Genomic DNA, 25,920 nt, shown 5'->3' with positions numbered 1-25,920 from the left:
ATGACCCACAGGACAATTTGAGGATCGACACATGCATCTCGCCCGCTTCCCCCGCCGCTTCATCGCCCATCTTCCCACGCCGCTCGAACGGATGGACCGCCTGACCAAGGAACTCGGCGGGCCGGAAATCTGGATCAAGCGCGACGATTGCACCGGGCTCAGCACCGGCGGCAACAAGACCCGCAAGCTCGAATTCCTGATGGCCGAGGCAGAGCTCGAAGGCGCCGACATGGTAGTGACCCAGGGCGCCACCCAGTCGAACCACGCCCGCCAGACCGCGGCATTCGCGGCGAAACTGGGGCTGAAATGCCATATCCTGCTCGAAGACCGTACCGGCTCGGATGATACCAATTACAACAACAACGGCAACGTGTTGCTGGATCATCTGCATGGTGCCACGACCGAGATGCGCCCCGGTGGCATGGATATGAATGCCGAGATGGAAAAGGTGGCGGAGCAGATGCGCGCCGACGGGCGCAAGGTCTATACCATCCCGGGCGGCGGCTCGAATCCGACCGGGGCGCTGGGCTATGTCAATTGCGCGTTCGAAATGCTCTCGCAGGTCAACAACAGCGGCACGAAGATCGACCATATCGTGCACGCGACCGGGAGTGCGGGAACGCAGGCCGGGTTGATCGTGGGGTTGAAGGCGATGAACGCGCAGATCCCGCTGCTCGGCATCGGCGTGCGTGCCCCGAAGGAGGCGCAGGAGGCCAATGTGTTCAAACTGGCCAGCGCCACGGCCGACAAGCTCGGTTGCAGCGGTGTGGTCGCGCGCGGGGACGTGGTGGCCAATACCGATTACGTGGGCGAGGGCTATGGCATCCCGACCGACAGCGGGCTCGAGGCGATCCGGATGTTTGCCGAGCTGGAGAGCATCCTGCTCGATCCGGTCTATTCGGCCAAGGGGGCTGCCGGTCTGATCGATCTGATCCGCAAGGGGCATTTCAGGAAGGATGAGCGCGTGGTGTTCCTGCATACCGGCGGCTCGGCGGCGCTGTTTGGCTATACCAAGGCTTTCGACTTCGCCGATCGCTGGACCGATCGCGCCTGATCCCATGGCCCCGGCCTGCCACGATGATCGCGGCGGGCCGGGGGATGATCCCTTCACGGGGTCGCGGCGCAGGGGCCGGTCCGGCGCGAACAGTGGAGCACGATGCCCCGCTGCCGGGCCCGGCGCGGCGCTAGGACGGGGTCTGCCGGAGGGGTTCGGCCCCGGCTGAAACGACGCAACCGGCGGTCCTGGTCGCGGGCAGGCCATGGGCCGTCACCTCGGCGCCTACATGTTCGAAGAATGCGCGCAGGATGGCGGATTGGGCGGCAACCTGCTTGGTGGCAAGGCCCAGCGTGACCGGGGCCACCGCCTCGCGTATCGGGCGAATGGCCAGCGGCTGCCCGTCGGGGGCAAAGGCGATGTCGGTGCCGATGTTGAGCAGGCTGTAGCCGAAGCCGTTCGCCACCAGACTGCGCACCTCGGAAAGGTCATGGGCCCGATCGGCGATGGTGGGCGTGACGCCGAGGCTGCGGAAGGTCGACAGGAAATACTCGCGGCTCAGCGGCAGGTCGAGCAGCACGAGCGGCTCCCCGGCGATCTCGCGCAGGGACACGTCATCCTGCCGCGCCATCGGATGCTCCGGATGCAGCATCACCCAAGGGGGGAGCGACACGAGCCCCTCGAAATGGATATCCTGTGCAATCTCCATGTCATAGGTGATCGCGACATCGATCTCGGCGCGGGCCAGCTTCTGGAACAGCGCGACCTGATTGCCGGAGAACAGCGTCACGTCCGCCATCGGATAGCTTTTCTCGAAGGATCTGCGAAACCGGGCGCTGAGCAGGGGCGCGATCGTCGACAGGGCGCCGACGGCCAGCGGGCCCCCGGGGCGCGTCGCGACGTCCTCGGAAATTGTGCTCAGCGCGGCCGCGTCGCCCATGATGCGCTTGGCTTCGTTGAAAACACGCCGTCCCCCGGGGGTGAGCGAAAGCCCCTGCGCGTGATGCCGCACGAACAGCTGGATGCCGAGCTGGGTCTCAAGCTGGGCGATCGCGGTAGAGATCGACGGGGACGAGACATTCAGCTGATGCGCGGCCTGCGCAATGGTTCCGGCATCGCCGACCGCGACGAGGTATTCCAGCTGGCGAAAGGTGAAACGTAGAGCCATGGAGTTCCATCGCCCGCCTTTGCGTCCAGATCAAGCCGTTCCATGCGCCTCGGCGTCCTGCCTTGCCAGCCAGATCAGAAAATCGCGGACTGTGCCTTCATAGTCATCCTCGGCCAGCGGCCCGCCCGTCGCATGGACGGACCCCAAGGCCGTCTGCATCGCTTCCAGCTTCTCGCGATCCTCTAGATTCACGCTTTCCCACAGGGCGATGCGTTGATCGATCGTGTCCCCGTCGAGGCTGCCGGGATAGGCCGACATGGTCCAGCGCACCTCAATGGAGGTAGCCGTCAGCGGCCGGATGCTCAGCGAGACCAGAAGCGAGGCCGCGACGCTGACCACCTGGCAGGGGAAGGCGGCAAAGAGCGTCGAGCGGTGCCGGGCCTCGGCATCGAGCCCCGGCGCACCCTCGCCGCGAGGCGGGATATTGTCGGGGTAATTGGCGAAATAGCTGGTGAAGCCCGCGCCATTCGGTCCTTTGCGGCTCAGACCCGTCGGCGTGTAGCCGTGCAGGGTCTGCGGATGGACGACGGAAAGGTGATACCCTTCCATGAAATTCTCGACCAGCGCCTTCCAGTTGCACTGCCATATCTCGCTGGCGCTGTGCACGATGTGATATTCTTCGGGCTCGTATCTGTCGATGACGTCTTTGAGTCCCGCCAGTTCCACGTCGATATCCGGCGCGTCCTGCGACAGGGAGACATAGACGAAGCCGAACCGCTGGACGCAGGGGAAGGTGGCGAGCCTGCAGTTCTTGGGATCGAAACCCTGGTTCTTCATGCGCGGCGCGCGCAGCAATGCCCCGTCCGTGCCATAGGTCCAGGCGTGATAGCGGCAGACGAAGCGTTTCGCATTGCCGTGCCCCGCCGCGAGCGGCATGCCGCGGTGACGGCATACGTTGGACAGGGCCTTTATCCCGTCGCCATCGCGGACCACGATCAACGGTTCACCCAGCAGGTTCAGCGTCAGGTAATCGCCCGGTTCGGCAAATTCATCGACGCGCCCGACGCAATGCCAGCCCCGGTGCAGGACGGTGTTGCTTTCATGCTCAAAAAAGGCCGGATCATTGTAGAAATGCCCCGGCAAACCGCGCGGCGCTTCGGCAGGAGCCGCGGCGCAATCCTCCAGGGCTTCGCGCATTTCGTCGACACGCGCAGCTTTGAAATGGGTCCGTGTAACCTGCTCGTTCATCTCTCGGAACTCCGTGCAATGGTGCTGCCTCGCGCCTTCTACGCGTGATGCACCGGGGCTTCAGGATGGGGTCTGTGGACGGATCCGGTGGCGTTACTCGCCGCCAGTCGAATTTCGTGCCGGTCGCACCGGATCGGCCCTGAGCAGGCGAACTTGCGGTGCCGGGATTGAGCCATGTCGCTCTCCTAGCCGTCGGGATTCTGAATGCGCCCGTTTATGTAATGGGCAAAATCGTAATTCGGCCGTTCCAGATGCGACAAATGTCCGGGTGTCGCGCCGTCGGAGGACAATCCCTTGTAGACCTTTTCGGTGCAGCCCCTGTCCTCGACATTCACGTCATCGAGCAAGGCCTTGAGCTCTTCGAAATTGGCCTGCGCATCCGGGTCACCGGCATAATCATCCGACATGCCGCCGCCAAATCCGATCTGCACATGATCGACCCCGTCAGGATGCAGCGTAAGGTACCAGAAATATCCTGGCGTGAGGGTGATCAGCAGGCTGGGGTAGATCGCCAGCAGATAGGTGGTGCGCCGCCGTTCGCCTTGCATCCGCGTATTGGACGGGTGGGCCATGGCGATGCGCAGGGATTCATCCTTCAGAATCGTGTGGTAGTTGAAGGCATCTTCGCCGGGCGGACAGATCATCTCGTTCAGTTTCGAAAGCCCGCCGATGGTGCCCGCATGACAGACCGGCAGATGATAGCTTTCCATGAAATTCTCGGCCAATACCTTCCAATTGGTGTTCCAGCGGTGGGTCTCGAAGAAGGTCTGGGTATAGGCGGACATGTTGTAATCGCCGACCAGCTCTTCGACCTTGGCCAATTGCACCGCGACATCGGGTGCCTGGGCGTTCAGCGTGACAAATACCCAGCCGAGCCATTCCTGGCAGCGGATGTCAGGCAATTGATAATCGGATTTGCAGAAACCGGCGTTGCGGGTCATCGCAGGTGCGCCGCGCAGGGAGCCGTCGAGGTTATAGGTCCAGGCATGATAGGGGCAGACGATGCTGCGCGTGTTGCCGCTGCCTTCCAGCAGGGTGGACATCCGGTGGCGGCAGACGTTGGACATCGCCTTGAGAGCACCGGCAGCATCCCGCAACACGATGATCGGCTGCCCGGCAAGCTCCAGCGTGACGTAATCGCCGGGCGCGGCCAGCGCACTCGCCCGCCCGACGCAAAACCAGTCCTTTGCGAAGATATTGTCCAGCTCGCGCCGGAGAAAATCCTCGGATGTATAGACGGAGGGCGGCATCGCGCGGGCCCGTTCAAAGGCCACTGCGACATTCTCCCTGAGTTCTGTTGCGGCGTCCTTCATGTTTGGGTTCCTTTCGGCTCATCTCGCGCAACCGAACTCTGTGGTCGATTCCCGATTGGGTAAAGTTCAGACTTCGGAAGGCATGATTTGATAGGGCCTAATCAGCGGGGCAGATGGCGTGGCCTTCGGCCCCAACGCCGACATCGACGCAATATGGCCACTGACGAAATGCGCGCCGGAAGCAGGCGCCTGAACGGATATTGGCTGAAGAGATGGTGCCCCCACACGGCGTCTAAGCCCTATATCTTGTTGTGCCAATGTGCCCCTTAACTTAGATAAAATACTGATTTTTATTGAAGTAGCCGTTCCACCGTACTTCACAACGCGCCATGGCATACCATATGTCGAGGGGGATAGAGAGGGGGATCGAAGTGAGCCGCGCGATAAACCGATTGAGTGCGTCCGCAGTGAAAAGCGCCAGCGTCGGCAAGTACGCGGATGGCGGTGGCCTTTGGCTGGTCAAGAGAGAAGATGGCGGCGCGCAATGGGTGCTGCGAATTACAACGCATGGCAGGCGGCGCGAGATGGGGCTTGGAGCTTATCCTGATCGAACCTTGAAAGAAGCGCGAGAGGTAGCGGACCATTGGCGGGCCGTGGCGCGACAGGGGTTGGACCCAATCAAAGAGCGTGAACGTCAGCGCCGGGAAGCTGCGCGCAACGTTCATATACTGGTAGACGTGGCGCAGGATGCGTTCGAAAGTCGCAAGGCGGAACTGAAGGGCGATGGAAAGGCGGGGCGCTGGTTCTCACCGCTTGAAATTCATATCCTACCTAAGCTCGGCAAAGTGCCGGTAGCCGAGATTGACCAAAAGGATATTCGCGACACCTTAGCCCCTATTTGGCACGACAAGGCGGATACTGCGCGCAAGGCAATCAACCGTCTGGGTATTGTGATGCGTCACGCGGCAGCGCTGGGTTTAGAGGTCGATTTACAGGCGACGGAGAAGGCCAAGGCGCTGTTGGGCAAGCAACGCCATACCGTTAGGAACGTGCCCGCGATGAACTGGCGCGATGTGCCTGCATTCTATCAATCGCTGGACAGCGGCAGCTTGACGGAATTGGCGCTGAGGCTGCTGATACTGACGGCGGTGCGGTCCTATCCCCTTAGGTTCATGCATCTCAACCAGATCGACGGCGACGTCTGGACCATTCCCGCAGCGGCGATGAAGGGCCGTTTGGGCGCGACCAGCGATTTCCGAGTGCCTCTATCGGCGGAGGCGCAAAACGTGATAGCAGAGGCGCGCAAATTTGCCCGTGACGGTTACCTGTTCCCCGGTGCAAAGCGTGGCGTGATTTCCGATATGACAATGACGGCATTCATGAACCGGCGCGGATTGTCCGAACGGCCGCACGGGTTTCGGTCCTCATTCCGCGACTGGACCGCAGAAGCAACAAACACGCCGCATGATGTAGCCGAAACCTGCCTAGGGCATACGACCGGCAGCGGCGTGGAGCGGGCGTATAGGCGGACCGATTTTTTGGAGCAAAGGAAGGTGGTAATGGACCGATGGGCCTCGCTATGTTTAAGGGACGCCAGAAATTTGGCTATCTTAAATGCCCAGTGAATTATCCGAACCGTTATCCGTAGACGATTGGAACGCACTCTATGAAGGGATTAGAACTTGTGGCCATGAACCAAGTTTCAAGCAAATTTGTAGACTAGCCGAAACCTCGCCTGCGCTCAGATTGGCGTTCTCGGAGGGAGAGCTTTGGGGTTTCGACGAGAAAGGCATGAAACAAGCCGAAACCTCGCCTGCGCTCAGATTGGCGTTCTCGGAGGGAGAGCTTTGGGGTTTCGACGAGAAAGGCATGAAACATGTGGTGGCGTTAGAGATTGAGCTCAGTCACGGTCTGAAACTACATTATCTCGAGAAAGATAAAATTGAGCGCCTCGACACCTATCGGGTAGTAAAAAGTGCCATTACCGCGGCTGAAGAATCGCTTATTTATTTCGACGCGCTGGTGATTGCTTGCGGCCGTATTCTCGACGCAGGCGTGCAGCTCCACCCTCAGCTCCAAAGTTGGTTGGTGAATTATCTACTAGGGCGGACCACTCCCCCACCACCCAAACGAGGCCCAGACCCCTATCCGAAATTGGAGAGGAACTTCCTGATTAATCATTTTCTATCCCATATGGAGATGCTGAACTACCCGATTACTGAAAACGAAGCTACGTTCAAAGACGCCAGCGCATGCCATGCGATACATGTCGCACTGGGTGCCGCCCTCGATATCCCATCAGTCAAGCGTCTCATGAATATCTGGTCCGAACGGCGTTCCCAAAGATAGTCGTGCCATCTTGGGTTCGCCCGTTCTGGAAAGGCGTGTGACAAGTGTCCCATGAAGCAGAATGAATCGTCGTTTTGCAGAATGGAGTATCAATATGCGTTATCTTTCCTTCCCTGACCTGCAAACGAAGATTGGCGGTCGCAGCCGGTCTTCCGTTTACCGCGATATCGAATCAGGCCGCCTGCCTCAGCCTATCAAATTCGGCGCTCGCCTTTACTGGATCGAATCCGATATTGACGCGGCTCTTGCTGAGGCCCGGAACTGAAAACACCCCCGCACTTGCGGATACGCAGGCGCTGGGGGTGCCGTCTTCAGTCTACGCAACTCAGACATACGCCCAGCGCCTTTCCTTTTCAACTGAAAGGCACGACCCTATGACCCAAAGCAAATTCTATTCCAGCGATAGTCAGGTGTTCTGGACCTGCAAAGCGCTGCTGAACGGGCGCACGATTAGCCACAAGACCGAGATTCGCGAGGTGCGCGGCTGGCGTTTGGGCGCAATCGTCCATCGCCTGCGCCACGATTACGGCTGGCCTATCCATACCGAATATCGAGGCCCGCAGAACGTTGCTCACTACTCCCTGAAAGCAGGCATTGACCGGGCCGCGTTGCGGTTTCCCAGATCGGCAAGTGCGCTGGGCAAGAGGGAGGGCGCGCAATGACTAACGCGCGTGTTCGTCGCTTGCGCCGTTTGTTCGGCCTTACCGAAACACAAGCCCGTCTGGTTGAGGCTTTGCATTATGGAGCTGCTCATGACTAAAGGCATTACCCGCGTTTCCCATACTAACGGCAGGTGGCAAATCATGGTCCGCAGAAGGGCGGAGGGGGCCGCAGACTCGGTGTGGTTATCCCTTGGCGGATGCCCCTGCCAGACCACTGCCATTCGCGTCTGGCTGGCCTGTCTGACGTTGGATAAGCGCTGATGGTTGGCAAGATATACAAACGGAAAAAAAGGGGGGCTGGGCGGTTCGTCCAGCTTCCCGAATGGGTGCAGGCGTCCGAGGCATGGGCGACTTTGCCCCCTGGCCCCCGTGCGCTGTACATCGAACTGAAACGCCGGTTTAACGGATCGAACAACGGTGCCATCTATCTCAGCCATAGGGACGCGGCTGCGGCAATGAACGTGCATCGCAATACCGTCGGTCCATGGTTCAGCAAACTTGAAGAGCGCGGCTTCATCTTCCTGACGCAGGCTCCGCATTTGGGGCCGTCGGGTATCGGACGCGCATCTGTATGGGGTTTGGCTGAGGAGGCGACACCGGACGGGCGACCTGCTCGAAAAACATTCATGAAATTCAAAATCCCCGCACAAATACTGTGCAAAGGTGACACAAAAAAGCGGACAGTTGCTGAAGATGGTTGAAGTGAGATGTGCTTGCCGTCCTGATTTCTGTGACGCCAAGGGAGGCTTCGAGCTTTCCCGCGTCACAGAAAGGAGGACATATCTACATCTAGCCATAGGCAGGGAGACCAAAGGGAGGGGGAGGCTCAAGGTCTGGGCCATGCTCTTTCCGGACCGATATGGGCAGAAGCATTCACCTATCCAAAATTCAGGGCTTCTGGGTCGAACTGCATCAGCGGTGCCGTTCTGGGCCTTGGCATGGATGACTGGCCGCAGAGAGGTTGGATCGAGCCGGGGGAGGTTCAATGTCTGAGCTGCTTCAGCACGGACCGGCGCGTTCAAGCGAATTTGGCTTCGTGCAGAACGGAGGCAATAAACCTAGGGTCGAATTGCTAAAAGTTCGCCATCTCAGTCGGAAACTTGCCTTATGATTTGGGTTAAAAGGAGTTGAGCCTTGGGCGGCATTGGCAGCGGTAGGCACTGGCGGCTAGGTACCCGCGCAACCGTCGAAGACATGATGGACCTGCGTATCGGTAAGCTTGCGCGTGATGGCTGGCTGCACTCTGGGCAAGTTTGTAGTTACCGTTGGACGCGGGTAGGGCGGTGTGTTGCCGAGATTCGAATAACCGCAGCGGCTGGTTATGTCAGCCTTAGCTACCGCTACCGTGAGGCTGAAGGCTGGCAGAACCGGAACTATCCTGTTCGGATCGACTGGACGCCATGTCACTTTGGCGGCGCGCGGGCGTGGTTTAAATGTCCCGTGCGAGGATGCGGAAAGCGCGTGGCCGTTCTTTACGGCGGACCGGTGTTCGCCTGCCGTAAATGTCACGGTCTGGCTTATCCATCTGAAAACGAAAATAGGCGCGATAGGGCTGTGCGTCGATTGGAGAGCCTTCGTCAGCGTTTGCGATGGCCTGAGAGTATACTTGAAGGCGCTGGCTGGGGCAGACCCAAACATATGCATGACGCAACATACCAGCGACTTGTCTCGGACTACGAGCACCGCGAAAGCAATGCGCTGTGCGCGCTGATGGAATGGAATAACCAGCTTGGCGAGAGCAAGTGCGACGGCTAATGAGGCGTCATGTCTGAAGCATCCGAACCTCTTCTTTTTTCACGGGGCGTAACAAGCGTTCAAGTCCGGTGCTGGTCGTGCGGTCATACAGTTGAATTGACTCCCGATAAGCTGCCAAGCGGCATCACGCAGCGTGATTTTGAGCGCAAGGCCAAGTGCAAGTGTGGCGTGGGATGGCCGCAGGTGAAGCAGTTGCCAAAGCTTCTAAGCCGCTGGTAGGGCAAGAGGACTTTCCCTTTCTCGCCCTGTTAGGGTCACCTTGACGTCGAAAAGTCCAGACATAGAATTGTGTCGTATTTTAGGCAGAAATTTTCAACAGAAGCGGCCCGCTGCGAAGTATGCAGCGGGCCTATTTCACATTCAAATTTAGCTACATTCTGAACCCAGACTAGATTGAGGCACCGATTAGCGGTCAGCGGGCGGACTAAATCTATGTGCCCGATATGTGGATACTTTGGCAGGTGCGTTCTGTACCGTCGCAATGCTAAGATGAAGCAGGCCGCACCGCAGCCCGAGAGGTGGATGGAGAGGGGGATTGAAGCCCAGGCAGTCCATCTAATAGTCTGATAAATCAGCGTAATATGGATCTTAGTGGTGCCCCCACACGGACTCGAACCGCGGACCTACTGATTACAAATCAGTTGCTCTACCAGCTGAGCTATAGGGGCACTTGGCGGTCATTTAAGCGATTGGCCGGGGCCGTGCAAGGGGGGAAATCGCCGTGGCTTTGCAGTTTTACACGACCTTCGCGAGAGGCTATTCATCGGCGGATCGATCTTGCGGAATGGGGTGACATGCAGCTGGTTTTGCACACGGGCGTTCATTACACCGAAGGGGAGCGGTTGGTCAGGAGCCTGCTGGCCAACAGCGAGGCGCTGCGCGAGCGCGGGGTGGTGATGTCGCGGCCCGGGACCTATCGCAGCCTGTTTCGCGACACGCTGAATGCCATGCACAAGACCCCGGCCTCTCCCGAGGCGCGCGAGGTGCTGCTTGATGCGGTGCTTGGCGAGACGCGGCCCGAGCGCGCGATCCTGTCGGATGCGAATTTCTTCCGCACCCCGGCGACGGCGGTGCGCGAAGGTGTGTTCTATCCGGCCGCAGGTGTGCGGATGGCACGGATGGCGCAGCTCTTTCCCGATGACGAACTGGAGATCTACATCTCGATCCGCAATCCCGCGACCTTGTTGCCGATCCTGCACAGGGTGGCGGGCGATCAGAGCGACGAGGGGTTCTGGGGCGACAGGACGCCACGCGACATGCGCTGGTCGCAGACCATCGCCACCCTGCGCGAGAAGGCGCCGGAGATCCCGATCACGCTCTGGTGCAACGAGGATTCGCCGCTGCTCTGGGAGCGGCTGCTGCGCGAGATGACCGGTGTCGGGCCGGATGTCCCCCTGGAGGGCACCTATGATCTTTTGGAAGCGATCATGTCGCCGGAGGGGATGGCGCGGTTTCGCAGCTATATCGCCGGGCGTCCCGGTCTTTCCGAAACGCAGCGCTGCCGGGTGATCGGCGCCTTTCTCGACAAGTTCGGACTCGAGGAGGAGATCGAGGAAGAGCTCGACATGCCGGGCTGGGACGAGGCGCTGGTGCAGGAGATGAGCGAAGCCTATGACGCCGACCTGCTGCTGATCGAGCAGATCCCCCGGGTGCGGCTGATCACGCCCTGAACCCGAGCGCGGATCACCCGCCGGTGGCAAGGCGCCGGGCCTGTTTCAGACCTTCGAGCAGCATCCGGTCATGATCGGCCAGAATGGCGGGAACGCCCTGACTCTCGAGCGCGGCGCGATAGGGCGCGCTGGCCTCGGAACTGCCGAGGATCGCAATATTCTGACCCAGCCAATAGGGTTTCGCCGCCGCCAGCTCGGCACCGATCAGGAGGCCGGAGAGCCGCGCCCGGGCGCGGGTCGGGTTGATCCCGTCGAGCTGTGCCTCGGCCTCGATCGACGCGAGCCCGGCGGCCAGTTTCTCGGGGCGTGACAGAATCTGCGCGAGGGCATCATCGAAGACAGATTGCTCCCAATCCCCGCCCTGCAGGGCTGCGCGCAGTCCGGGGCTCTGGGCGAGCAGGGCGATCATTTCGCCGGTCAGGAAGGATTGGAACGAGATTATCTCCCCGGCCGAGACCTGCACCCAGCGTGAACGCGCCCCGGGCAGGCAGATCACCCCGTCCCAATCGCCGTTGAGCGACAGGAAGCCGGCGATGGCGATCTCCGCGCCGCCGAGCAGGTCCGGCGGCTGCGTCTGACTGACGCCGGGGATCACGCGCAGCGCGCTGAACCGGCTGTGCGGGAGGGGTACCGGCACGGCGTCGAGCGGCTTGCAGGGCACGTTGCGCCGACCCGCCTCAAAAACCCCGCAGCCGAGGATCGGTGTCTCGGGCGGCAGGTTCCATGTGTCCAAGAGCGACCCCAGCGCGCTGTCGAAAGCCTGGGTTTCCCAGGGCGGTGGCGGGCTTGTACAGGCCACGACGGTATCAGGGCGTCCGTCCTTCATCGGCCAGATGCGCAGGGTTTCAGTGCCCAGGTGCAGGGCGATCCAGTCGGGAGCGGTAAAATCATTCATGGCCGATTGCTACAGGATCGGCGCGACGGGAGCCATATGCACGAGCGCCATGCGCCAGGAAAACTCGCCCCATACGGAAGATGCTTTAAGCTTAAAATATTTTCTTGATCGATATTTCAAATGCCCCTAGGCTTTCTGCAACGACATGGGAGGAAGAGAATGCGCGCGATCTGTCTGGGCGGCGGGCCTGCCGGGCTCTATTTTGCGATTTCCCTGAAGTTGCGGCAGCCAGACGCCGAGGTCACCGTGCTGGAGCGCAACCGGGCCGATGACACCTTCGGCTGGGGCGTGGTGCTGTCGGACGAGACGCTCGACAATCTGGAGGCCAATGACCCGGTATCGGCACGCGAGATCCGCAGTCACTTCGCCTATTGGGACGATATCGCGCTGCATCACAAAGGCCACACGATCCTCTCGACCGGCCACGGGTTTTGCGGCATCGGGCGCAAGAAACTACTGCTGATCCTGCAGGAGCGGGCGCGCGAGCTTGGCGTCTATCTGCAATTCGAGACCGAGGTGAAGGCCGCGTCGGATTACATGGGCGATTACGATCTGGTCGTGGCCGCCGACGGGTTGAACTCCAAGACGCGGCTGGAATTCGAGGATAGTTTCAAGCCTGACATCGACGTTCGCCGCTGTCCCTTCGTCTGGCTCGGCACGCATCAGAAATTCGACGATGCCTTCACCTTCATCTTCGAAAAGACCGACAAGGGCTGGGTCTGGGCCCATGCTTATCAGTTCGACAAGGACACCGCGACCTTCATCGTGGAATGTTCGCAGGACACTTTCGATGCCTACGGTTTCGGCGAGATGAGCCAGCAGGAGAGCATTGCGATCTGCGAGGAGATCTTCCGCGATCACCTCGATGGGCACGCCCTGATGAGCAATGCCAGCCACATCCGCGGCTCGGCCTGGATCAAGTTCCCCCGGGTGCTTTGTGAAAAATGGAGCCACGAGAACGTGGTGCTGCTCGGCGATGCTTCGGCCACCGCGCATTTCTCGATCGGGTCGGGAACCAAGCTGGCGCTGGAATCGGCGATCTCGCTGGCGCGGCATGTCAGCGAGGATCGCGATCTCGCCAGCGCTTTCGAGAAATACGAGGACGCCCGGCGGCTCGAGGTGCTGCGCCTGCAATCCGCGGCGCGCAACTCGGTGGAATGGTTCGAGGATGTGGAGCGCTATCTCGATCTCGACCCGGTGCAGCTCAACTACTCGATGCTCACGCGCAGCCAGCGGATCAGCCACGAGAACCTGCGCGAACGCGATGCGACATGGCTGGAGGGCGCGGAAAAGTGGTTCATGGAACAGGCGGGAGCCGGGTCCAACGGCCCGGTGCGCGCGCCGATGTTCGCACCCTTCAGGCTGCGCGAGATGGATCTGATCAACCGCATCGTCGTCTCGCCGATGGCGCAATACAAGGCGGTGGATGGCTGTCCGACCGACTGGCATTTCGTGCATTACGCCGAACGCGCCAAGGGCGGGGCCGGGCTGGTCTATACCGAGATGACCTGTGTGTCCCCCGAGGGGCGGATCACGCCGGGCTGTCCGGGGCTTTATGCGCCGGAACACCTTGCGGCCTGGACCCGGCTTACCGATTTCGTTCATGCCGAAACGCAGGCGAAGATCTGTTGCCAGATCGGTCATTCGGGGCGCAAGGGTTCGACACAGGTCGGCTGGGAAGAGATGGATGCGCCGCTGAATTCGGGCAATTGGCCAACCATTTCGGCCTCGGCGATTCCCTGGTCGGCGCAGAACGCGGTACCCCGGGAAATGGACCGCGCCGACATGGATGCGGTCCGCGATCAATTTGTCGCGGCGGCAGAGATGGCGGAGGCGGCACATTTCGACATGATCGAACTGCATGCGGCCCATGGGTATCTGATCTCGTCGTTCATCTCGCCGCTGTCGAATATCCGCCGCGATGAATATGGCGGCAGCCTGGAAAACCGGATGCGCTATCCGCTTGAGGTCTTCGCCGCGATGCGGGCGGTCTGGCCGGCGCACAAGCCGATGTCGGTGCGGATCTCGGCCAGCGACTGGGTCGAGGAAGACGGCGTGACGCCCGAGGAAGCGGTGGAAATCGCGCGGATGTTCAGCGCCGCGGGCGCCGATATCATCGACGTCTCGGCGGGGCAGACCTCGACCGAGGCCAAGCCGGTCTACGGCCGGATGTTCCAGACCCCGTTTTCGGACCGGATTCGCAACGACGGCGGAATCAAGACCATGGCGGTGGGCAATATCTATGAGGCCGATCACGTCAATTCGATCCTGATGGCCGGGCGGGCCGATCTGGTCTGTCTGGCGCGGCCGCATCTGGCCGACCCCTATTGGACGCTGCACCAGGGGGCGGCGATCGGCGACCGTCATGCCAATTGGCCGCTGCCCTATCAGGCCGGGCGCGATCAGGCCTGGCGGCTGGCCGACCGGGCGGCGGAGGTGGAAAAGGTATGAGCCATGTGATCGTGACAGGCGGCGGGAGCGGGGTCGGGGCCGAGATCGCCAGGGCGGTGGCTGCCTCCGGGGCCGCGGTGACGATCATGGGGCGGCGCGAGACGCCCTTACAGGAACAGGATCTGCCCTATCAACTCTGCGACGTGACCGATGCGGAAGCGGTGGCGGAGGCTTTCGCCGCTGCCCGCGCGGCACAGGGGCCGATCACCGGCGTGATCGCCAATGCCGGGGCGGCCCATTCCGCCCCCTTCGAGAAGATCAGCGCCGAGGAGATGGCGGCGATGCTCGCGGTCAATGTCACCGGCGTGTTCAACGTCTGGCAGCAGGGGCTGGCCGATATGAAGGCGGCCGGGACCGGGCGGCTGATCGTCGTGGCCTCCACCGCCGGGCTCAAGGGCTACCCTTACGTGGCGGGCTATGTCGCGGCGAAACATGGGGTTGTCGGGCTGACCCGGGCGCTGGCGCTGGAAGTGGCCCGCAGCGGCATCACGGTCAACGCGATCTGCCCCGGGTTCATCGACACGCCATTGCTCACACGCAGCGTGAAGAACATCACGCAAACTACCGGAAAGACGGAAGAAGAATCGCGTGAGATCCTGAAGCGCGCGAGCCCGCAGAACCGGTTTGTGACGGTAAACGAGGTCGCGCAGGCGGCGCTTTACCTGCTCTCGGACGGTGCCGCCTCGGTCAATGGCCATGCCTTGAGCCTGTCGGGGGGCGAGATATGAGCGATCACGCACCCGCCAAGGAGAGGCTGCGGCTCTGGCTGCAATTGCTGAAACTGACACGGCAGGTCGATGCGCATCTGCGCGAGCGGCTGCGGGCGCAATTCGCCACCACGCTGCCGCGTTTCGACCTGATGGCGGCATTGTCGCGCCATCCCGAGGGGCTGAAGATGAGCCAGCTCAGCGGCGTGCTGCGGGTCTCCAACGGCAATGTCACCGGCATCGCCGACCGGCTCGCCGAGGAGGGGCTGGTGGTGCGGGTGCCGGTGCCGGGCGACCGCCGGGCGATGACGCTGCGCCTGACTCCGGCGGGAGAGACGGAATTCCTGCGCCAGGCGGGAGAGCACGAGGCCTGGATCGACGAGATGCTGGCCGGGGTGAACGCTGCCGACGCCAGGCTGATGGCGGAGAAATTATCGGCCATCGCGGCCGCTGCTGAACAGAAGGAAGATTATCATGCGCAGTGACGTGCAGCATTTCATCTGCGAGATCGACGGGCGCATCGCGCGGCTGCGGCTCGACCGGCCGGAGCGCAAGAACCCGCTGACCTTCGACAGCTATGCCGAGCTGCGCGACTGGTTCCGCGATCTGGTCTATGCCGATGACATCGACGCAGTGGTCTTCGCCTCCAACGGTGGCAATTTCAGCTCCGGGGGCGATGTGCATGACATCATCGGGCCGCTGACCCGGATGAGCATGAAGGAGCTGCTGCGTTTCACGCGTATGACCGGCGATCTGGTCAAGGCGATCGTCAATTGCGGCAAGCCGGTGATCGCGGCGGTGGACGGGATCTGCGTCGGAGCCGGGGCGATCATCGCCATGGCGTCGGATCTGCGGCTGGCAACCCCGGAGGCCCGGACCGCCTTCCTGTTCACCCGGGTCGGGCTGGCGGGCTGCGACATGGGCGCCTGCGCGATCCTGCCGCGGATCATCGGCCAGAGCCGCGCCGCCGAGCTGCTCTACACCGGGCGCTCGATGTCGGCCGAGGAGGGCGAGCGTTGGGGGTTTTACAGCCGCCTCGTCGAAGCGGAGGCGCTGGAGGGCGAGGCGATGGGGCTGGCCCAGCAGATCGCGCGGGGGCCGAACTTTGCCCATATGATGACCAAGACGATGCTGGCGCAGGAATGGGCGATGTCGATCGAGCAGGCGATCGAGGCCGAGGCCCAGGCCCAGGCGATCTGCATGCAGACCGGCGATTTCGAGCGCGCCTATAACGCCTTCGTCGCGAAAGAGCGGCCTGTGTTCGAGGGGGATTGATGATGGCGACGGGCGTGCAGGCGGGGACAGGACCGGGGGCCGGCCCCCGGACCCCCGAGGTATTTTCAGTCCGGAGAAACGAGAGGCTGGCGCATGGCTGATCTCTCCTTTCTGGACTGGCCGTTTTTTGAAGAGCGGCATCGCGAGCTGGCCGGGGCGCTGGAGGAATGGGCCGCAACGACGCTGCCGGGGCTTGATCATTCCGATGTCGATGCGGCCTGTCGCGCGCTGGTTGCGCAGCTTGGTGAGGGGGGCTGGCTGCGCCATTCCGGTGCGCCTGCGGGGGAGCGGCTCGATGTGCGCGCGCTCTGCCTGATCCGCGAGACGTTGGCGCGGCATGACGGGCTGGCGGATTTCGCCTTTGCGATGCAGGGTCTGGGAACCGGGGCGATTTCGCTCTTCGGCTCCGAGGCGCAACAGGCGAAATACCTGCCGCTCAGCCGGTCGGGGAAGGCGATCGCCGCCTTCGCGCTGACCGAGCCGCAATCGGGGTCGGATGTGGCGGCGTCAACGATGACGGCGGAGCCTGATGGCGATCACTACATTCTGAACGGCGAGAAGACCTGGATTTCCAATGGCGGGATCGCCGATTTCTACACGTTATTCGCCCGCACCGGGGAGGCGCCGGGGGCGCGGGGCCTGTCGGCCTTCGTGATCGATGCCGGTTCGCCGGGGTTCGAGGTGGTGGAGCGGTTGCAGGTCATGGCACCGCATCCACTGGCGCGGCTGCGGTTCAGCGATTGCCGCGTGCCGCGCTCGGCGCTGATCGGGAGGCCGGGCAAGGGTTTCGGCATCGCCATGTCGGTGCTCGACGTGTTCCGTGCCACGGTGGCGGCGGCGGCATTGGGCTTTGCCCGGCGCGCCCTTGACGAGGCACTGACCCGGGTCGGTGCGCGCCGGGTGCAGGGGGCGCCGTTGAGTGTTTTGCAGATGGTGCAGGGGCATATTGCCGACATGGCGCTCGATGTGGATGCCAGCGCGCTGCTGGTCTATCGCGCCGCCTGGACCAAGGACAGCGGCGCGGCGCGGGTGACGCGGGAGGCGGCGATGGCCAAGCTCTTTGCCACCGACCAGGCGCAGAAGGTGATCGACGGGGCGGTGCAGCTGCATGGCGGCGACGGGGTGCGCAGCGGCGAGACGGTCGAGCGGCTTTATCGCGAGATCCGGGCGCTGCGGATTTACGAGGGAGCGTCGGATGTGCAGCGCGTGGTGATCGCGCGACAGGTGCTGGGCGCGCATGAGGGAGGGCTGTGATGCTGTCACGATCGGGACATGAGGATACGTTTTCACGGGACAATCTGCCCGATCAGGGCCTCTGGCCGGACCTGCTGCTGGACGGTTTCGATTATCCCGAGCGGTTCAATGTCGGGGTCGAGCTGACCGATGCGATGGTCGCCAAAGGGTTTGGCGATCACACCGCGCTGATCGGCAACGGGCGGCGGCGCACCTACAAGGAGCTGGCGGACTGGACCAACCGGCTGGCCGCCGCGATGGTCGAGGACCTCGGTTTGCGGCCCGGCAACCGGGTGCTGATCCGCTCGGCCAACAATCCGGCGATGGTGGCCTGCTGGCTGGCGGCGACCAAGGCCGGGGCGGTGGTGGTCAATACCATGCCGATGCTGCGCGCCAAGGAGCTGGCGGCGGTGGTCGACAAGGCCGAGATCAGCCATGCGCTCTGCGACACGCGGCTGATGGACGAGATGGCGATCTGTGCCAAGGGGTCGAAATTTCTCAAGGCCGTTGTGGGGTTTGACGGCACTTCCAACCACGATGCCGAGCTTGACCGGCTGGCGCTGGAAAAACCGGTGCTTTTCGACGCGGTGGACACGGCGCAGGATGATGTGGCGCTGCTCGGCTTCACCTCCGGGACAACCGGCAGTCCCAAGGCCACCATGCATTTCCACCGCGATCTGCTGATCATCGCCGATGGCTATGCGCGCGAGGTTCTGGGCGTGACGCCGGATGATGTCTTCGTCGGCTCTCCGCCGCTGGCCTTTACCTTCGGGCTCGGCGGGCTGGCGGTGTTTCCGCTGCGTTTCGGTGCTGCCGCGACGCTGCTGGAGACCGCGAGCCCGCCTAACATGATCGAGATCATCGAGAAATACAAAGCCACCGTCTGTTTCACCGCGCCGACCGCCTATCGCGCCATGTTGCAGGCGATGGAGGAGGGCGCGGATCTGAGCAGCCTGCGCGCCGCCGTCTCGGCCGGAGAGACTTTGCCCGCGCCGGTCTATCACGATTGGCAGAAGAAGACCGGCAAGCCGATGCTCGACGGGATCGGCGCGACGGAGATGCTGCATATCTTCATCTCCAACCGTTTCGACGATCACCGCGCGGCCTGTACCGGCAAGCCGGTGGGTGGCTATGAGGCCAGGGTGATCGGCGAGGATGGCGCGGAGCTGCCGCGTGGCGAGGTCGGGCGGCTGGCGGTGCGCGGGCCGACCGGGTGTCGCTATCTCGCGGATGACCGGCAGAAGGCTTACGTGCAGGACGGCTGGAACATCACCGGCGACAGTTTCACCATGGATCCGGACGGCTATCTGCATTTCGCCGCGCGCAACGATGATATGATCATCTCCTCGGGCTACAACATCGCCGGGCCGGAGGTCGAGGCGGCGCTGCTCAGCCATCCCTTGGTCAGCGAATGTGCGGTGGTGGGCAAGCCCGACGACGGGCGTGGCGAGATTGTGCAGGCACATGTGGTCCTCATCGAGGGAACGGCGCAGGATGCCAGCTTGATCAAAGACTTGCAGGATCATGTTAAGGCAGAAATCGCGCCCTACAAATATCCGCGCGAGATCCGTTTCGTCGCTGCCCTGCCGAAGACGGCAACCGGGAAGATCCAGCGTTTCGCCCTGCGGGAGGGATCATGAGCGATTTTGGCAAGGCCTCGGAAGGGGCGAAGATGAGCTTCGCGGATGCGATGTCCTATGGCGATTATCTCGGGCTCGACGCGATCCTGACGGCGCAGCATCCGCTGTCGCAGGCGCATGACGAGATGTTGTTCATCATCCAGCATCAGACCAGCGAATTATGGATGCGCCTCGCGATCCATGAATTGCAGGCGGCGCGGGAGGTGATGCTGACCGACAATCTGCAACCGGCCTTCAAGATGCTGTCCCGGGTGGCACGGATCTTCGAGCAGCTCAACAATGCCTGGGACGTGCTGCGCACCATGACGCCGAGCGAATATACCGCGTTTCGGCCCTCCCTGGGCAGCTCCTCGGGGTTCCAGTCGCATCAATACCGGCTGATCGAATATCTGCTTGGCAACCGCAACAAAGCGCTGTTGCAGCTGCATGAGCACAAGAGCGAGGCCCATGGAGCGCTCAGCGACGAGCTGGCGCGCGCCAGTCTTTATCAGGTGGCGATCGATCTGCTGTGCCGGCGGCTTGGCACGGCGGAGCTTGCCGGAGAGCCGGGGCAGGAGGCCTGGGCGGCGCGGCCCGAGGTGCAGGACCTGTGGCAGCGGGTCTACGAGGCGCCGGGTGCGCATTGGGAGCTTTACGAGCTTGCCGAAAAGCTGGTCGATCTGGAGGATTACTTCCGGCGCTGGCGCTTCAATCACGTGACGACCGTGGAGCGGATCATCGGTTTCAAACGCGGCACCGGCGGCACGAATGGCGTTGCCTATCTGCGCAAGATGCTTGAAGTGGAGCTGTTTCCGGAATTGTGGCATGTCAGGGGGGCCTTGTAAGTGGCTGGGATATTGAGAAAAGACGCGTTCAGCCTGCCCGAGGGGATGATCTATCTCGACGGCAATTCGCTGGGTCCGCTGCCGAAGGCAGTCGGCCCGCGATTGCAGGAGATGATCGCCGATGAATGGGGCGAAATGCTGATCACCGGCTGGAACAGGGCCGGGTGGATGGAGCAGCCCGCGCGGGTCGGCAACATGGTGGCACGGATCGTCGGCGCGCCCGAGGGTTCGGTGGTGATGGGCGACACGCTGTCGATCAAGGTGTTTCAGGCGCTGGCGGCGGCGCTGAAGATGCGCCCGGAACGCCGGGTGATCCTGTCGGACAACGGCAATTTCCCGTCCGATCTCTACATGGCCGAAGGGCTGGTGGGGCTGCTCGAGCAGGGTTATGAACTGCGCACCAAATCGCCCGAAGACGTGGCCGAAGCGATCACCGAGGATGTCGCGGTGGTGATGCTCACGCAGGTCGATTACCGCAGCGGCAGGCTGCATGACATGCAGGCGATCACCGAGAAGGCCCATGCGGCGGGCGCGGTGATGCTCTGGGATCTGGCCCATTCCGCCGGGGCGCTGCCGGTCGATCTGGCAGGCTGCAAATGTGAATTCGCGGTTGGCTGCACCTATAAATACCTCAATGGCGGGCCGGGCGCGCCGGGGTTCATCTATGTCCGGCCCGATCTGGCCGATGAAGCGGAACCTGCGCTGAGCGGCTGGCTGGGGCATCGTCAGCCGTTTGAGTTCGATCTAAACTACACGCCCGGCAAGGGGATCGAGCGGATGCGCGTCGGCACACCGCCGGTCATCGCGCTGACCGCGCTTGAAGCGGCGATGGAGCTTTGGACGGACGTTGACATGCAGGCGCTGCGCCGTGCCTCTATCGCGCTGCAGGAGCAGTTCATCGAGGAGGTCGAGCGCGACGTGCCGCAGCTCACGCTGGCCAGCCCGCGCGATCCGCAGGAGCGGGGCTCGCAGGTTTCGTTCCGGTTCGAGGAAGGGTACGCGGCGATGCAGGCGCTGATCGCGCGCGGGGTGATCGGCGATTTCCGCGCGCCCGACATCATGCGCTTCGGCTTCACGCCGCTCTATATCGCCAGCGCTGACGTGAGCGCGGCGGTGCGTATCCTGCGCGAGGTCATGGGCCAGCGGCTCTGGGATGACGAGAAATACCGCATCCGCGCCCGCGTGACCTGATGCAAGTGCTTGACGGGGCAGGGGATCCTGCCCCTGATGGGAATGGTCGAATGGGCCCGATGAAAGAGGCCCGCCATATCAAGGGAGAGAGTATATGAAATTGAGATCCATGCTTCTGGCGGCTTCGGTCGCGGCACTTGGCGCGCAGGGCGCGCTGGCCGAGGGCAAGGTCAAGGTCGGGATGATCACAACGCTGTCGGGCGGCGGTGCCGGGCTCGGCATCGACGTGCGCGACGGGTTCATGCTGGCCACCAAGATGGCGGGCAACGCCGATCTGGAGCTGGTGGTCGAGGATGACCAGCGCAAGCCCGACATCGCCGTGCAGCTTGCCGACAAGATGATCCAGTCCGAAAAGGTCGATGTGCTGACCGGGATCATCTGGTCGAACCTCGCCATGGCGGTGGTGCCGGCCGCGACCGCGCAGGGCAAATTCTACCTCAGCCCCAATGCCGGTCCGTCGGCGCTGGCGGGCAAGGGCTGCAACAAGCTCTATTTCAACATCGCCTGGCAGAACGACAACCTGCACGAGGCCGCCGGGGCCTATGCCAATGACGCGGGCTACAGGAACAGCTTCATCCTCGCGCCCAATTACCCTGCGGGCAAGGACGCGCTGACCGGCTACAAGCGCATGTATGAGGGCGAGCTGGCCGGTGAGGTCTATACCGAGCTCGGCCAGACCGATTACGCCGCCGAGATCGCGCAGATCCGTGCTTCCGGGGCTGACAGCGTGTTCTTCTTCCTGCCCGGCGGCATGGGGATCTCCTTCCTCAAGCAATATGCCAATTCCGGCGTCGAGCTCCCGGTCGTCGGCCCGGCCTTCAGCTTCGATCAGGGCATCCTGCAGGCAGTGGGCGAGGCCGCGCTCGGCATCAAGAACACCAGCCAGTGGAGCAAGGATATCGACAACGAGGCCAACCAGACCTTTGTCGAGGAATTCCAGGCCGAATACGGCCGTCTGCCCTCGCTCTACGCCAGCCAGGGCTATGACACCGCCAACCTGCTGCTGAGCGCGATGGAAAAGGCCGACGTGAGCGATCAGGAGGCCTTTCAGAAGGCGCTGGAAGCGGCCGAGTTCGACAGTGTGCGCGGCAAGTTCAAGTTCGGCGCCAACCATCATCCGGTGCAGGATTACTACGTCCGTGAAGTGGTCAAGGAGGGCGATGTCTTCACCAACAAGATCGTCGCCACCTCGCTGACCGACCATGCCGACGCCTATGTCTCCGAGTGCAAGATGTAAACGCAGACACCCCGCGCCCCGGCCCGCAGCCGGGGTGCGATCCATCCCAGATGAAAGCGACTGAATGACCCCGATCCTGCTCATAGAACAGGTGCTCAATGGCCTGCAATCCGGCGTCATGCTGTTTCTGATGGCGGCCGGTCTGACGCTGATCTTCGGTGTCATGGGGCTGATCAATCTCGCGCATGGCTCGCTCTACATGGTCGGCGCCTTCGCTGCGGCGGCGGTGTCGGCGGTGACCGGGTCGTTCCTGCTGGCGCTGATCGCCGCGCTGGCGGCGGCGGCGGCGGCGGGGGCCGTGATCGAGGTGGCGGTGATCCGCAGGCTCTATGACCGCGACCATCTCGATCAGGTGCTGGCGACCTTTGCGCTGATCCTGATTTTTTCGGAAGGCACGCGTTACCTCTTCGGCTCCTTCCCGCTGTTTCTCGACATTCCCAAGGCGCTGGCCGGTCCGGTCAGCCTGCCCGGCGGCATTCAATATCCGCTCTACCGGCTGGTGATCATCCTTGCCGGGCTGCTGATCGCGCTCGGGCTGTTTGCGCTGATCGCGCGCACCCGCATCGGCATCCAGATCCGCGCCGGGGCGGCGGACCGGGAGATGATCGCGGCGCTCGGTATCGACATCAGCCGCCTCTATACGCTGATCTTCGCGCTCGGCGCGGCGCTGGCCGGGGTGGCCGGGGCGCTGGTCGGGGCGATCCAGTCGGTGCAGGTCGGCATGGGCGAGCCGGTGCTGATCCTCGCCTTCGTGGTGATCGTGATCGGCGGCATCGGCTCGATCAAAGGGGCCTTCGTCGGGGCGCTGCTGGTCGGGCTCACCGACACACTCGGCTCGGTTTTGTTGCCGATGTTCTTTGCCGGGTTCATGGAGCCTGCGGCGGCGACCTCGGTAGGGGCTTCGCTGTCCTCGATGTTGATCTATATTCTGATGGCGGGGGTCTTGCTGTTCAAGCCCACCGGCCTCTTCGGGGAGGCCTGACATGCGCCGCGAAACCCTGCTCAATATCGCGCTCTTCGCGCTGCTGCCGGTCACGGCACTGGCGGCGCTGCTGCTCGACGAGCCCTTCATCATCACGCTGGCGACCAAGGCGGCGATCCTGGCGCTGGCCGGGGTTGGCCTCAACATCGCGCTCGGCCTCGGCGGGCTGGTGAGCCTTGGCCATGCGGCGTTCTTCGGACTCGGCGGCTATGCCATGGGCATCCTCGCCGCCCATGCCCAGAGCTACACGCCGCTCCTGGAAAGCCCCTTTCTCATTGAGGGAACCAAATCCATGCCGGTGATCTGGCTGGTGGCGATCATCGTCTCTGCCCTGGCGGCGCTGGCGATCGGCGCGCTCTCGCTGCGCACCTCGGGCGTCTATTTCATCATGATCACCCTCGCATTCGGGCAGATGCTGTTCTATTTCGCGATCTCCTGGCCCGCCTATGGCGGCGAGGACGGGTTGTCGATCTATGTGCGCAACGGCTTTCCCGGTCTCAACACGCTCGATCCGATCCAGTTCTTCGCCATTGCCTTCGCGGTGCTGGCGCTGGCGCTGTTCCTCGCCGGGCGGCTGGCGAAATCGCCCTTCGGCCTGGCGCTGTCGGCGGCGCGCCAGAACCCCGAGCGGGTCGAGACGGTGGGCCTCGCGCCCTACCGGCTGCGGCTGGTGGCCTTCGTGATCTCCGGCGCGGTGACCGGGCTCGCCGGGGCGCTCTTTGCCGATCTCAACCGTTTCGTCAGCCCGGTGATGTTCTCCTGGCAGACCTCGGGCGAGATCATGATCTTCGTGATCCTCGGCGGCGTCGGGCGGCTCTACGGACCGGTGGCCGGGGCGGCGCTGTTCATCCTGCTCGAACATGTGCTCGGCGGCTTGAGCGAATATTGGCATGTCTATCTCGGCCTGCTTTTACTGCTCGTGGTGCTCTTCGCACGCGGCGGGCTGATCGGCACGCTTGCCGGGCGGGAGGTGGCGCATGACTGAGCCGATCCTCGAAATCCGCAATCTCTGCAAGAGCTTCGGCGCGCTGAAGGCCACCGATGACGTCTCGCTCAGCCTGCGACCGGGAGAGATCCACGCGCTGATCGGACCAAACGGCGCGGGCAAATCAACGCTGATCAAGCAGATCGCCGGTGGGCTGCGCAGCAATTCCGGCAGCATTCACTTCGCCGGGCATGACGTGACGCCACTCAGCACCGTGCAGCGCGCGCGCGCCGGGCTCGGGCGGACCTTCCAGATCTCCTCGCTGGCAATGGAATATACCGCGCTGCAAAACGCTATGCTCGGGGCGCTCGGGCGTGAGGGCAGGGTGATGCGCTTTTTCGCACCGGTGATGGGCCAGCGAAATCTATGCGACGCAGCGCTGGCGGCGCTGGCGCGGGTTGGCCTGTCGGATCATGCCACCATCCGTACCGCCGAGCTCAGCCATGGCCAGCGCCGGCTGCTTGAGGTCGCAGTGGCGCTGACGCTGGCGCCCAAGGTTTTCCTGATGGATGAACCGATGGCGGGGCTCGGCGCCGAGGGCTCCAAACAACTGACAGGGTTTCTCGACGAGCTGCGCCATGAGGCACCGATATTGCTGGTCGAACATGACATGGATGCGGTCTTTGCGCTGGCCGACCGGATCTCTGTGCTGGTCTACGGAAAGGTCATCGCCAGCGGCAGCGCTGACGAAATCCGCGCCGATCCGATGGTGCGCGAAGCCTATCTCGGCGCGGAGGAGCTGGCATGAACCTGCTGGAACTGCGCGGTATCAACGCCGCCTATGGCCCGTCGCAGGCGCTGTTCGGCGTCGATCTGGCGCTCAAACAGGGCGAGGTCTGCGCGCTGATGGGGCGTAACGGCATGGGTAAATCGACCACGATCAAGGTGATCTGCCGGATGCTGCGCCATTCGGGCGGCGAAGTCCGTTTCGACGGGCGCGAGATCTCGGCCCTGCCAAGCCACCGCGCCGCCCGGCTCGGAATCGGGCTGGTGCCGGAGGGGCGGCGCTGTTTCGCCCCTCTCACCGTGCACGAGAACCTGATCGCGGCTGCGCGCCCCGGTCCCTGGGATTTCGCCGCTGTCTGCGAGCTGTTTCCGCGACTTGGCGAGCGGCGCGGCCAGCAGGCGGCGCTGCTCTCGGGCGGGGAACAGCAGATGCTGGCGATCGGCCGGGCGCTGATGACCAACCCGACGCTGCTGCTGCTCGACGAGGCGACCGAGGGGCTCGCCCCGGTGGTGCGCCAGGAGATCTGGGCCGCGGTCGCCAAGCTCAAGCGGGACAGCGGCATGGCGCTGATCGTGGTGGATAAATCGCTGGCCGAGCTGCGCGGCATCGCCGATCACGCGGTGATCCTGGAACGCGGCGCCTCGGTCTGGTCCGGCTCCATGACAGCGCTCGACCGGCAGGTCGCGGATCAATTTCTGGGGGTCTGACCCCCGTGCTTGCAGAAGGAAATTCAC

Annotated in this window: 24 protein-coding genes and 1 tRNA gene; 20 read left to right on the top strand and 5 right to left on the bottom strand. The window is 62.9% G+C overall.

Annotation, left to right across the window (positions count from 1 at the left end):
- Nucleotides 1-31: 31 nt before the first annotated feature.
- The gene (locus ACFSUD_RS10345; RefSeq protein WP_386374079.1) at nucleotides 32-1,054 is read left to right on the top strand and encodes a D-cysteine desulfhydrase; all 1,023 of its coding nucleotides are present in this window, start codon (nucleotides 32-34) and stop codon (nucleotides 1,052-1,054) included.
- 130 nt (nucleotides 1,055-1,184) lie between these two features.
- Here ACFSUD_RS10345 and ACFSUD_RS10340 read toward each other — a convergent pair whose 3' ends face one another.
- The 3 genes from ACFSUD_RS10340 to ACFSUD_RS10330 all read right to left on the bottom strand — a co-directional run bounded on the left by ACFSUD_RS10340 (nucleotide 1,185) and on the right by ACFSUD_RS10330 (nucleotide 4,663).
- Nucleotides 1,185-2,162 carry a LysR substrate-binding domain-containing protein gene (locus tag ACFSUD_RS10340; RefSeq protein WP_386374077.1) on the bottom strand — a complete coding sequence of 326 codons (978 nt, stop codon included), beginning with the start codon at nucleotides 2,160-2,162 and terminating at the stop codon, nucleotides 1,185-1,187.
- Between the two features lie 30 nt (nucleotides 2,163-2,192).
- Nucleotides 2,193-3,350 (bottom strand): aromatic ring-hydroxylating oxygenase subunit alpha, encoded by a 1,158-nt coding sequence (locus tag ACFSUD_RS10335; RefSeq protein WP_386374075.1) that lies wholly within the window; start codon nucleotides 3,348-3,350, stop codon nucleotides 2,193-2,195.
- A 185-nt stretch (nucleotides 3,351-3,535) separates the two neighbouring features.
- On the bottom strand, nucleotides 3,536-4,663 hold the full coding sequence (locus tag ACFSUD_RS10330) for an aromatic ring-hydroxylating oxygenase subunit alpha (protein ID WP_386374073.1): 1,128 nt from the start codon (nucleotides 4,661-4,663) through the stop codon (nucleotides 3,536-3,538).
- A 371-nt stretch (nucleotides 4,664-5,034) separates the two neighbouring features.
- Here ACFSUD_RS10330 and ACFSUD_RS10325 point away from each other — a divergent pair, with 371 nt between their 5' ends.
- The 5 genes from ACFSUD_RS10325 to ACFSUD_RS10305 all read left to right on the top strand — a co-directional run bounded on the left by ACFSUD_RS10325 (nucleotide 5,035) and on the right by ACFSUD_RS10305 (nucleotide 8,315).
- Nucleotides 5,035-6,228, top strand: coding sequence for a tyrosine-type recombinase/integrase (locus ACFSUD_RS10325; protein ID WP_386374071.1), 1,194 nt, complete (start codon nucleotides 5,035-5,037; stop codon nucleotides 6,226-6,228).
- A 166-nt stretch (nucleotides 6,229-6,394) separates the two neighbouring features.
- Entirely contained in the window at nucleotides 6,395-6,952 is a 558-nt protein-coding gene (locus ACFSUD_RS10320) for a hypothetical protein (protein ID WP_386374069.1), read from the top strand.
- A 94-nt stretch (nucleotides 6,953-7,046) separates the two neighbouring features.
- Entirely contained in the window at nucleotides 7,047-7,217 is a 171-nt protein-coding gene (locus ACFSUD_RS10315) for a helix-turn-helix transcriptional regulator (RefSeq protein ID WP_386374067.1), read from the top strand.
- A gap of 109 nt (nucleotides 7,218-7,326) precedes the next feature.
- Nucleotides 7,327-7,614, top strand: coding sequence for a hypothetical protein (locus ACFSUD_RS10310; RefSeq protein WP_386374065.1), 288 nt, complete (start codon nucleotides 7,327-7,329; stop codon nucleotides 7,612-7,614).
- Nucleotides 7,615-7,874: 260 nt separating this feature from the next.
- Nucleotides 7,875-8,315 carry a hypothetical protein gene (locus tag ACFSUD_RS10305; RefSeq protein ID WP_386374063.1) on the top strand — a complete coding sequence of 147 codons (441 nt, stop codon included), beginning with the start codon at nucleotides 7,875-7,877 and terminating at the stop codon, nucleotides 8,313-8,315.
- A gap of 1,646 nt (nucleotides 8,316-9,961) precedes the next feature.
- Here ACFSUD_RS10305 and ACFSUD_RS10300 read toward each other — a convergent pair.
- Nucleotides 9,962-10,037: transfer RNA gene (locus ACFSUD_RS10300), tRNA-Thr, on the bottom strand.
- Between the two features lie 126 nt (nucleotides 10,038-10,163).
- Between ACFSUD_RS10300 and ACFSUD_RS10295 the strand changes: the two genes are divergently transcribed.
- Complete coding sequence (locus ACFSUD_RS10295; protein WP_386374061.1) at nucleotides 10,164-11,039, top strand: hypothetical protein; 876 nt, start codon at nucleotides 10,164-10,166, stop codon at nucleotides 11,037-11,039.
- Nucleotides 11,040-11,052: 13 nt separating this feature from the next.
- Here the strand turns inward: ACFSUD_RS10295 and ACFSUD_RS10290 are convergent, their stop codons facing one another.
- On the bottom strand, nucleotides 11,053-11,934 hold the full coding sequence (locus ACFSUD_RS10290; protein WP_386374059.1) for a 2-dehydro-3-deoxygalactonokinase: 882 nt from the start codon (nucleotides 11,932-11,934) through the stop codon (nucleotides 11,053-11,055).
- Nucleotides 11,935-12,093: 159 nt separating this feature from the next.
- Here ACFSUD_RS10290 and ACFSUD_RS10285 point away from each other — a divergent pair, with 159 nt between their 5' ends.
- The 13 genes from ACFSUD_RS10285 to ACFSUD_RS10225 all read left to right on the top strand — a co-directional run bounded on the left by ACFSUD_RS10285 (nucleotide 12,094) and on the right by ACFSUD_RS10225 (nucleotide 25,893).
- Nucleotides 12,094-14,385, top strand: a complete 2,292-nt coding sequence (locus ACFSUD_RS10285; protein ID WP_386374057.1) for a bifunctional salicylyl-CoA 5-hydroxylase/oxidoreductase — start codon at nucleotides 12,094-12,096, stop codon at nucleotides 14,383-14,385.
- Nucleotides 14,382-15,113: an SDR family NAD(P)-dependent oxidoreductase gene (locus tag ACFSUD_RS10280; RefSeq protein WP_386374055.1), complete on the top strand. Its 732-nt coding sequence runs from the start codon at nucleotides 14,382-14,384 to the stop codon at nucleotides 15,111-15,113. Before ACFSUD_RS10285 ends, ACFSUD_RS10280 begins: the two co-directional genes overlap by 4 nt.
- Nucleotides 15,110-15,577, top strand: coding sequence for a MarR family winged helix-turn-helix transcriptional regulator (locus tag ACFSUD_RS10275; protein ID WP_386374054.1), 468 nt, complete (start codon nucleotides 15,110-15,112; stop codon nucleotides 15,575-15,577). The genes ACFSUD_RS10280 and ACFSUD_RS10275 overlap by 4 nt, the downstream gene beginning before the upstream one ends.
- A complete protein-coding gene (locus ACFSUD_RS10270; protein WP_386374052.1) occupies nucleotides 15,567-16,367 on the top strand; it encodes an enoyl-CoA hydratase family protein in 801 nt (266 codons plus the stop codon). The genes ACFSUD_RS10275 and ACFSUD_RS10270 overlap by 11 nt, the downstream gene beginning before the upstream one ends.
- A gap of 93 nt (nucleotides 16,368-16,460) precedes the next feature.
- Nucleotides 16,461-17,621: an acyl-CoA dehydrogenase family protein gene (locus tag ACFSUD_RS10265; protein ID WP_386374050.1), complete on the top strand. Its 1,161-nt coding sequence runs from the start codon at nucleotides 16,461-16,463 to the stop codon at nucleotides 17,619-17,621.
- The gene (locus ACFSUD_RS10260; RefSeq protein WP_386374049.1) at nucleotides 17,621-19,240 is read left to right on the top strand and encodes an AMP-binding protein; all 1,620 of its coding nucleotides are present in this window, start codon (nucleotides 17,621-17,623) and stop codon (nucleotides 19,238-19,240) included. Before ACFSUD_RS10265 ends, ACFSUD_RS10260 begins: the two co-directional genes overlap by 1 nt.
- Complete coding sequence (locus ACFSUD_RS10255; RefSeq protein WP_386374047.1) at nucleotides 19,237-20,064, top strand: tryptophan 2,3-dioxygenase; 828 nt, start codon at nucleotides 19,237-19,239, stop codon at nucleotides 20,062-20,064. Before ACFSUD_RS10260 ends, ACFSUD_RS10255 begins: the two co-directional genes overlap by 4 nt.
- A 12-nt stretch (nucleotides 20,065-20,076) precedes the next feature.
- A complete protein-coding gene (gene kynU / locus ACFSUD_RS10250) occupies nucleotides 20,077-21,255 on the top strand; it encodes a kynureninase (RefSeq protein WP_386374045.1) in 1,179 nt (392 codons plus the stop codon).
- Between the two features lie 94 nt (nucleotides 21,256-21,349).
- Entirely contained in the window at nucleotides 21,350-22,492 is a 1,143-nt protein-coding gene (locus ACFSUD_RS10245) for an ABC transporter substrate-binding protein (protein ID WP_386374043.1), read from the top strand.
- A gap of 64 nt (nucleotides 22,493-22,556) precedes the next feature.
- The gene (locus tag ACFSUD_RS10240) at nucleotides 22,557-23,474 is read left to right on the top strand and encodes a branched-chain amino acid ABC transporter permease (RefSeq protein WP_386374041.1); all 918 of its coding nucleotides are present in this window, start codon (nucleotides 22,557-22,559) and stop codon (nucleotides 23,472-23,474) included.
- Between the two features lies 1 nt (nucleotide 23,475).
- Nucleotides 23,476-24,459: a branched-chain amino acid ABC transporter permease gene (locus ACFSUD_RS10235; protein ID WP_386374039.1), complete on the top strand. Its 984-nt coding sequence runs from the start codon at nucleotides 23,476-23,478 to the stop codon at nucleotides 24,457-24,459.
- Complete coding sequence (locus ACFSUD_RS10230; protein WP_386374037.1) at nucleotides 24,452-25,207, top strand: ABC transporter ATP-binding protein; 756 nt, start codon at nucleotides 24,452-24,454, stop codon at nucleotides 25,205-25,207. The genes ACFSUD_RS10235 and ACFSUD_RS10230 overlap by 8 nt, the downstream gene beginning before the upstream one ends.
- Nucleotides 25,204-25,893, top strand: a complete 690-nt coding sequence (locus tag ACFSUD_RS10225) for an ABC transporter ATP-binding protein (protein ID WP_386374035.1) — start codon at nucleotides 25,204-25,206, stop codon at nucleotides 25,891-25,893. Before ACFSUD_RS10230 ends, ACFSUD_RS10225 begins: the two co-directional genes overlap by 4 nt.
- Nucleotides 25,894-25,920: the final 27 nt, after the last annotated feature.

The sequence above is a fragment of the Sulfitobacter aestuarii genome (genome assembly GCF_042685005.1).
GTDB lineage: Bacteria > Pseudomonadota > Alphaproteobacteria > Rhodobacterales > Rhodobacteraceae > Sulfitobacter > Sulfitobacter aestuarii.
The sequence above is the reverse complement of the archived record's forward strand: the minus strand, read 5'-3'. Positions and strand labels throughout refer to the sequence as shown.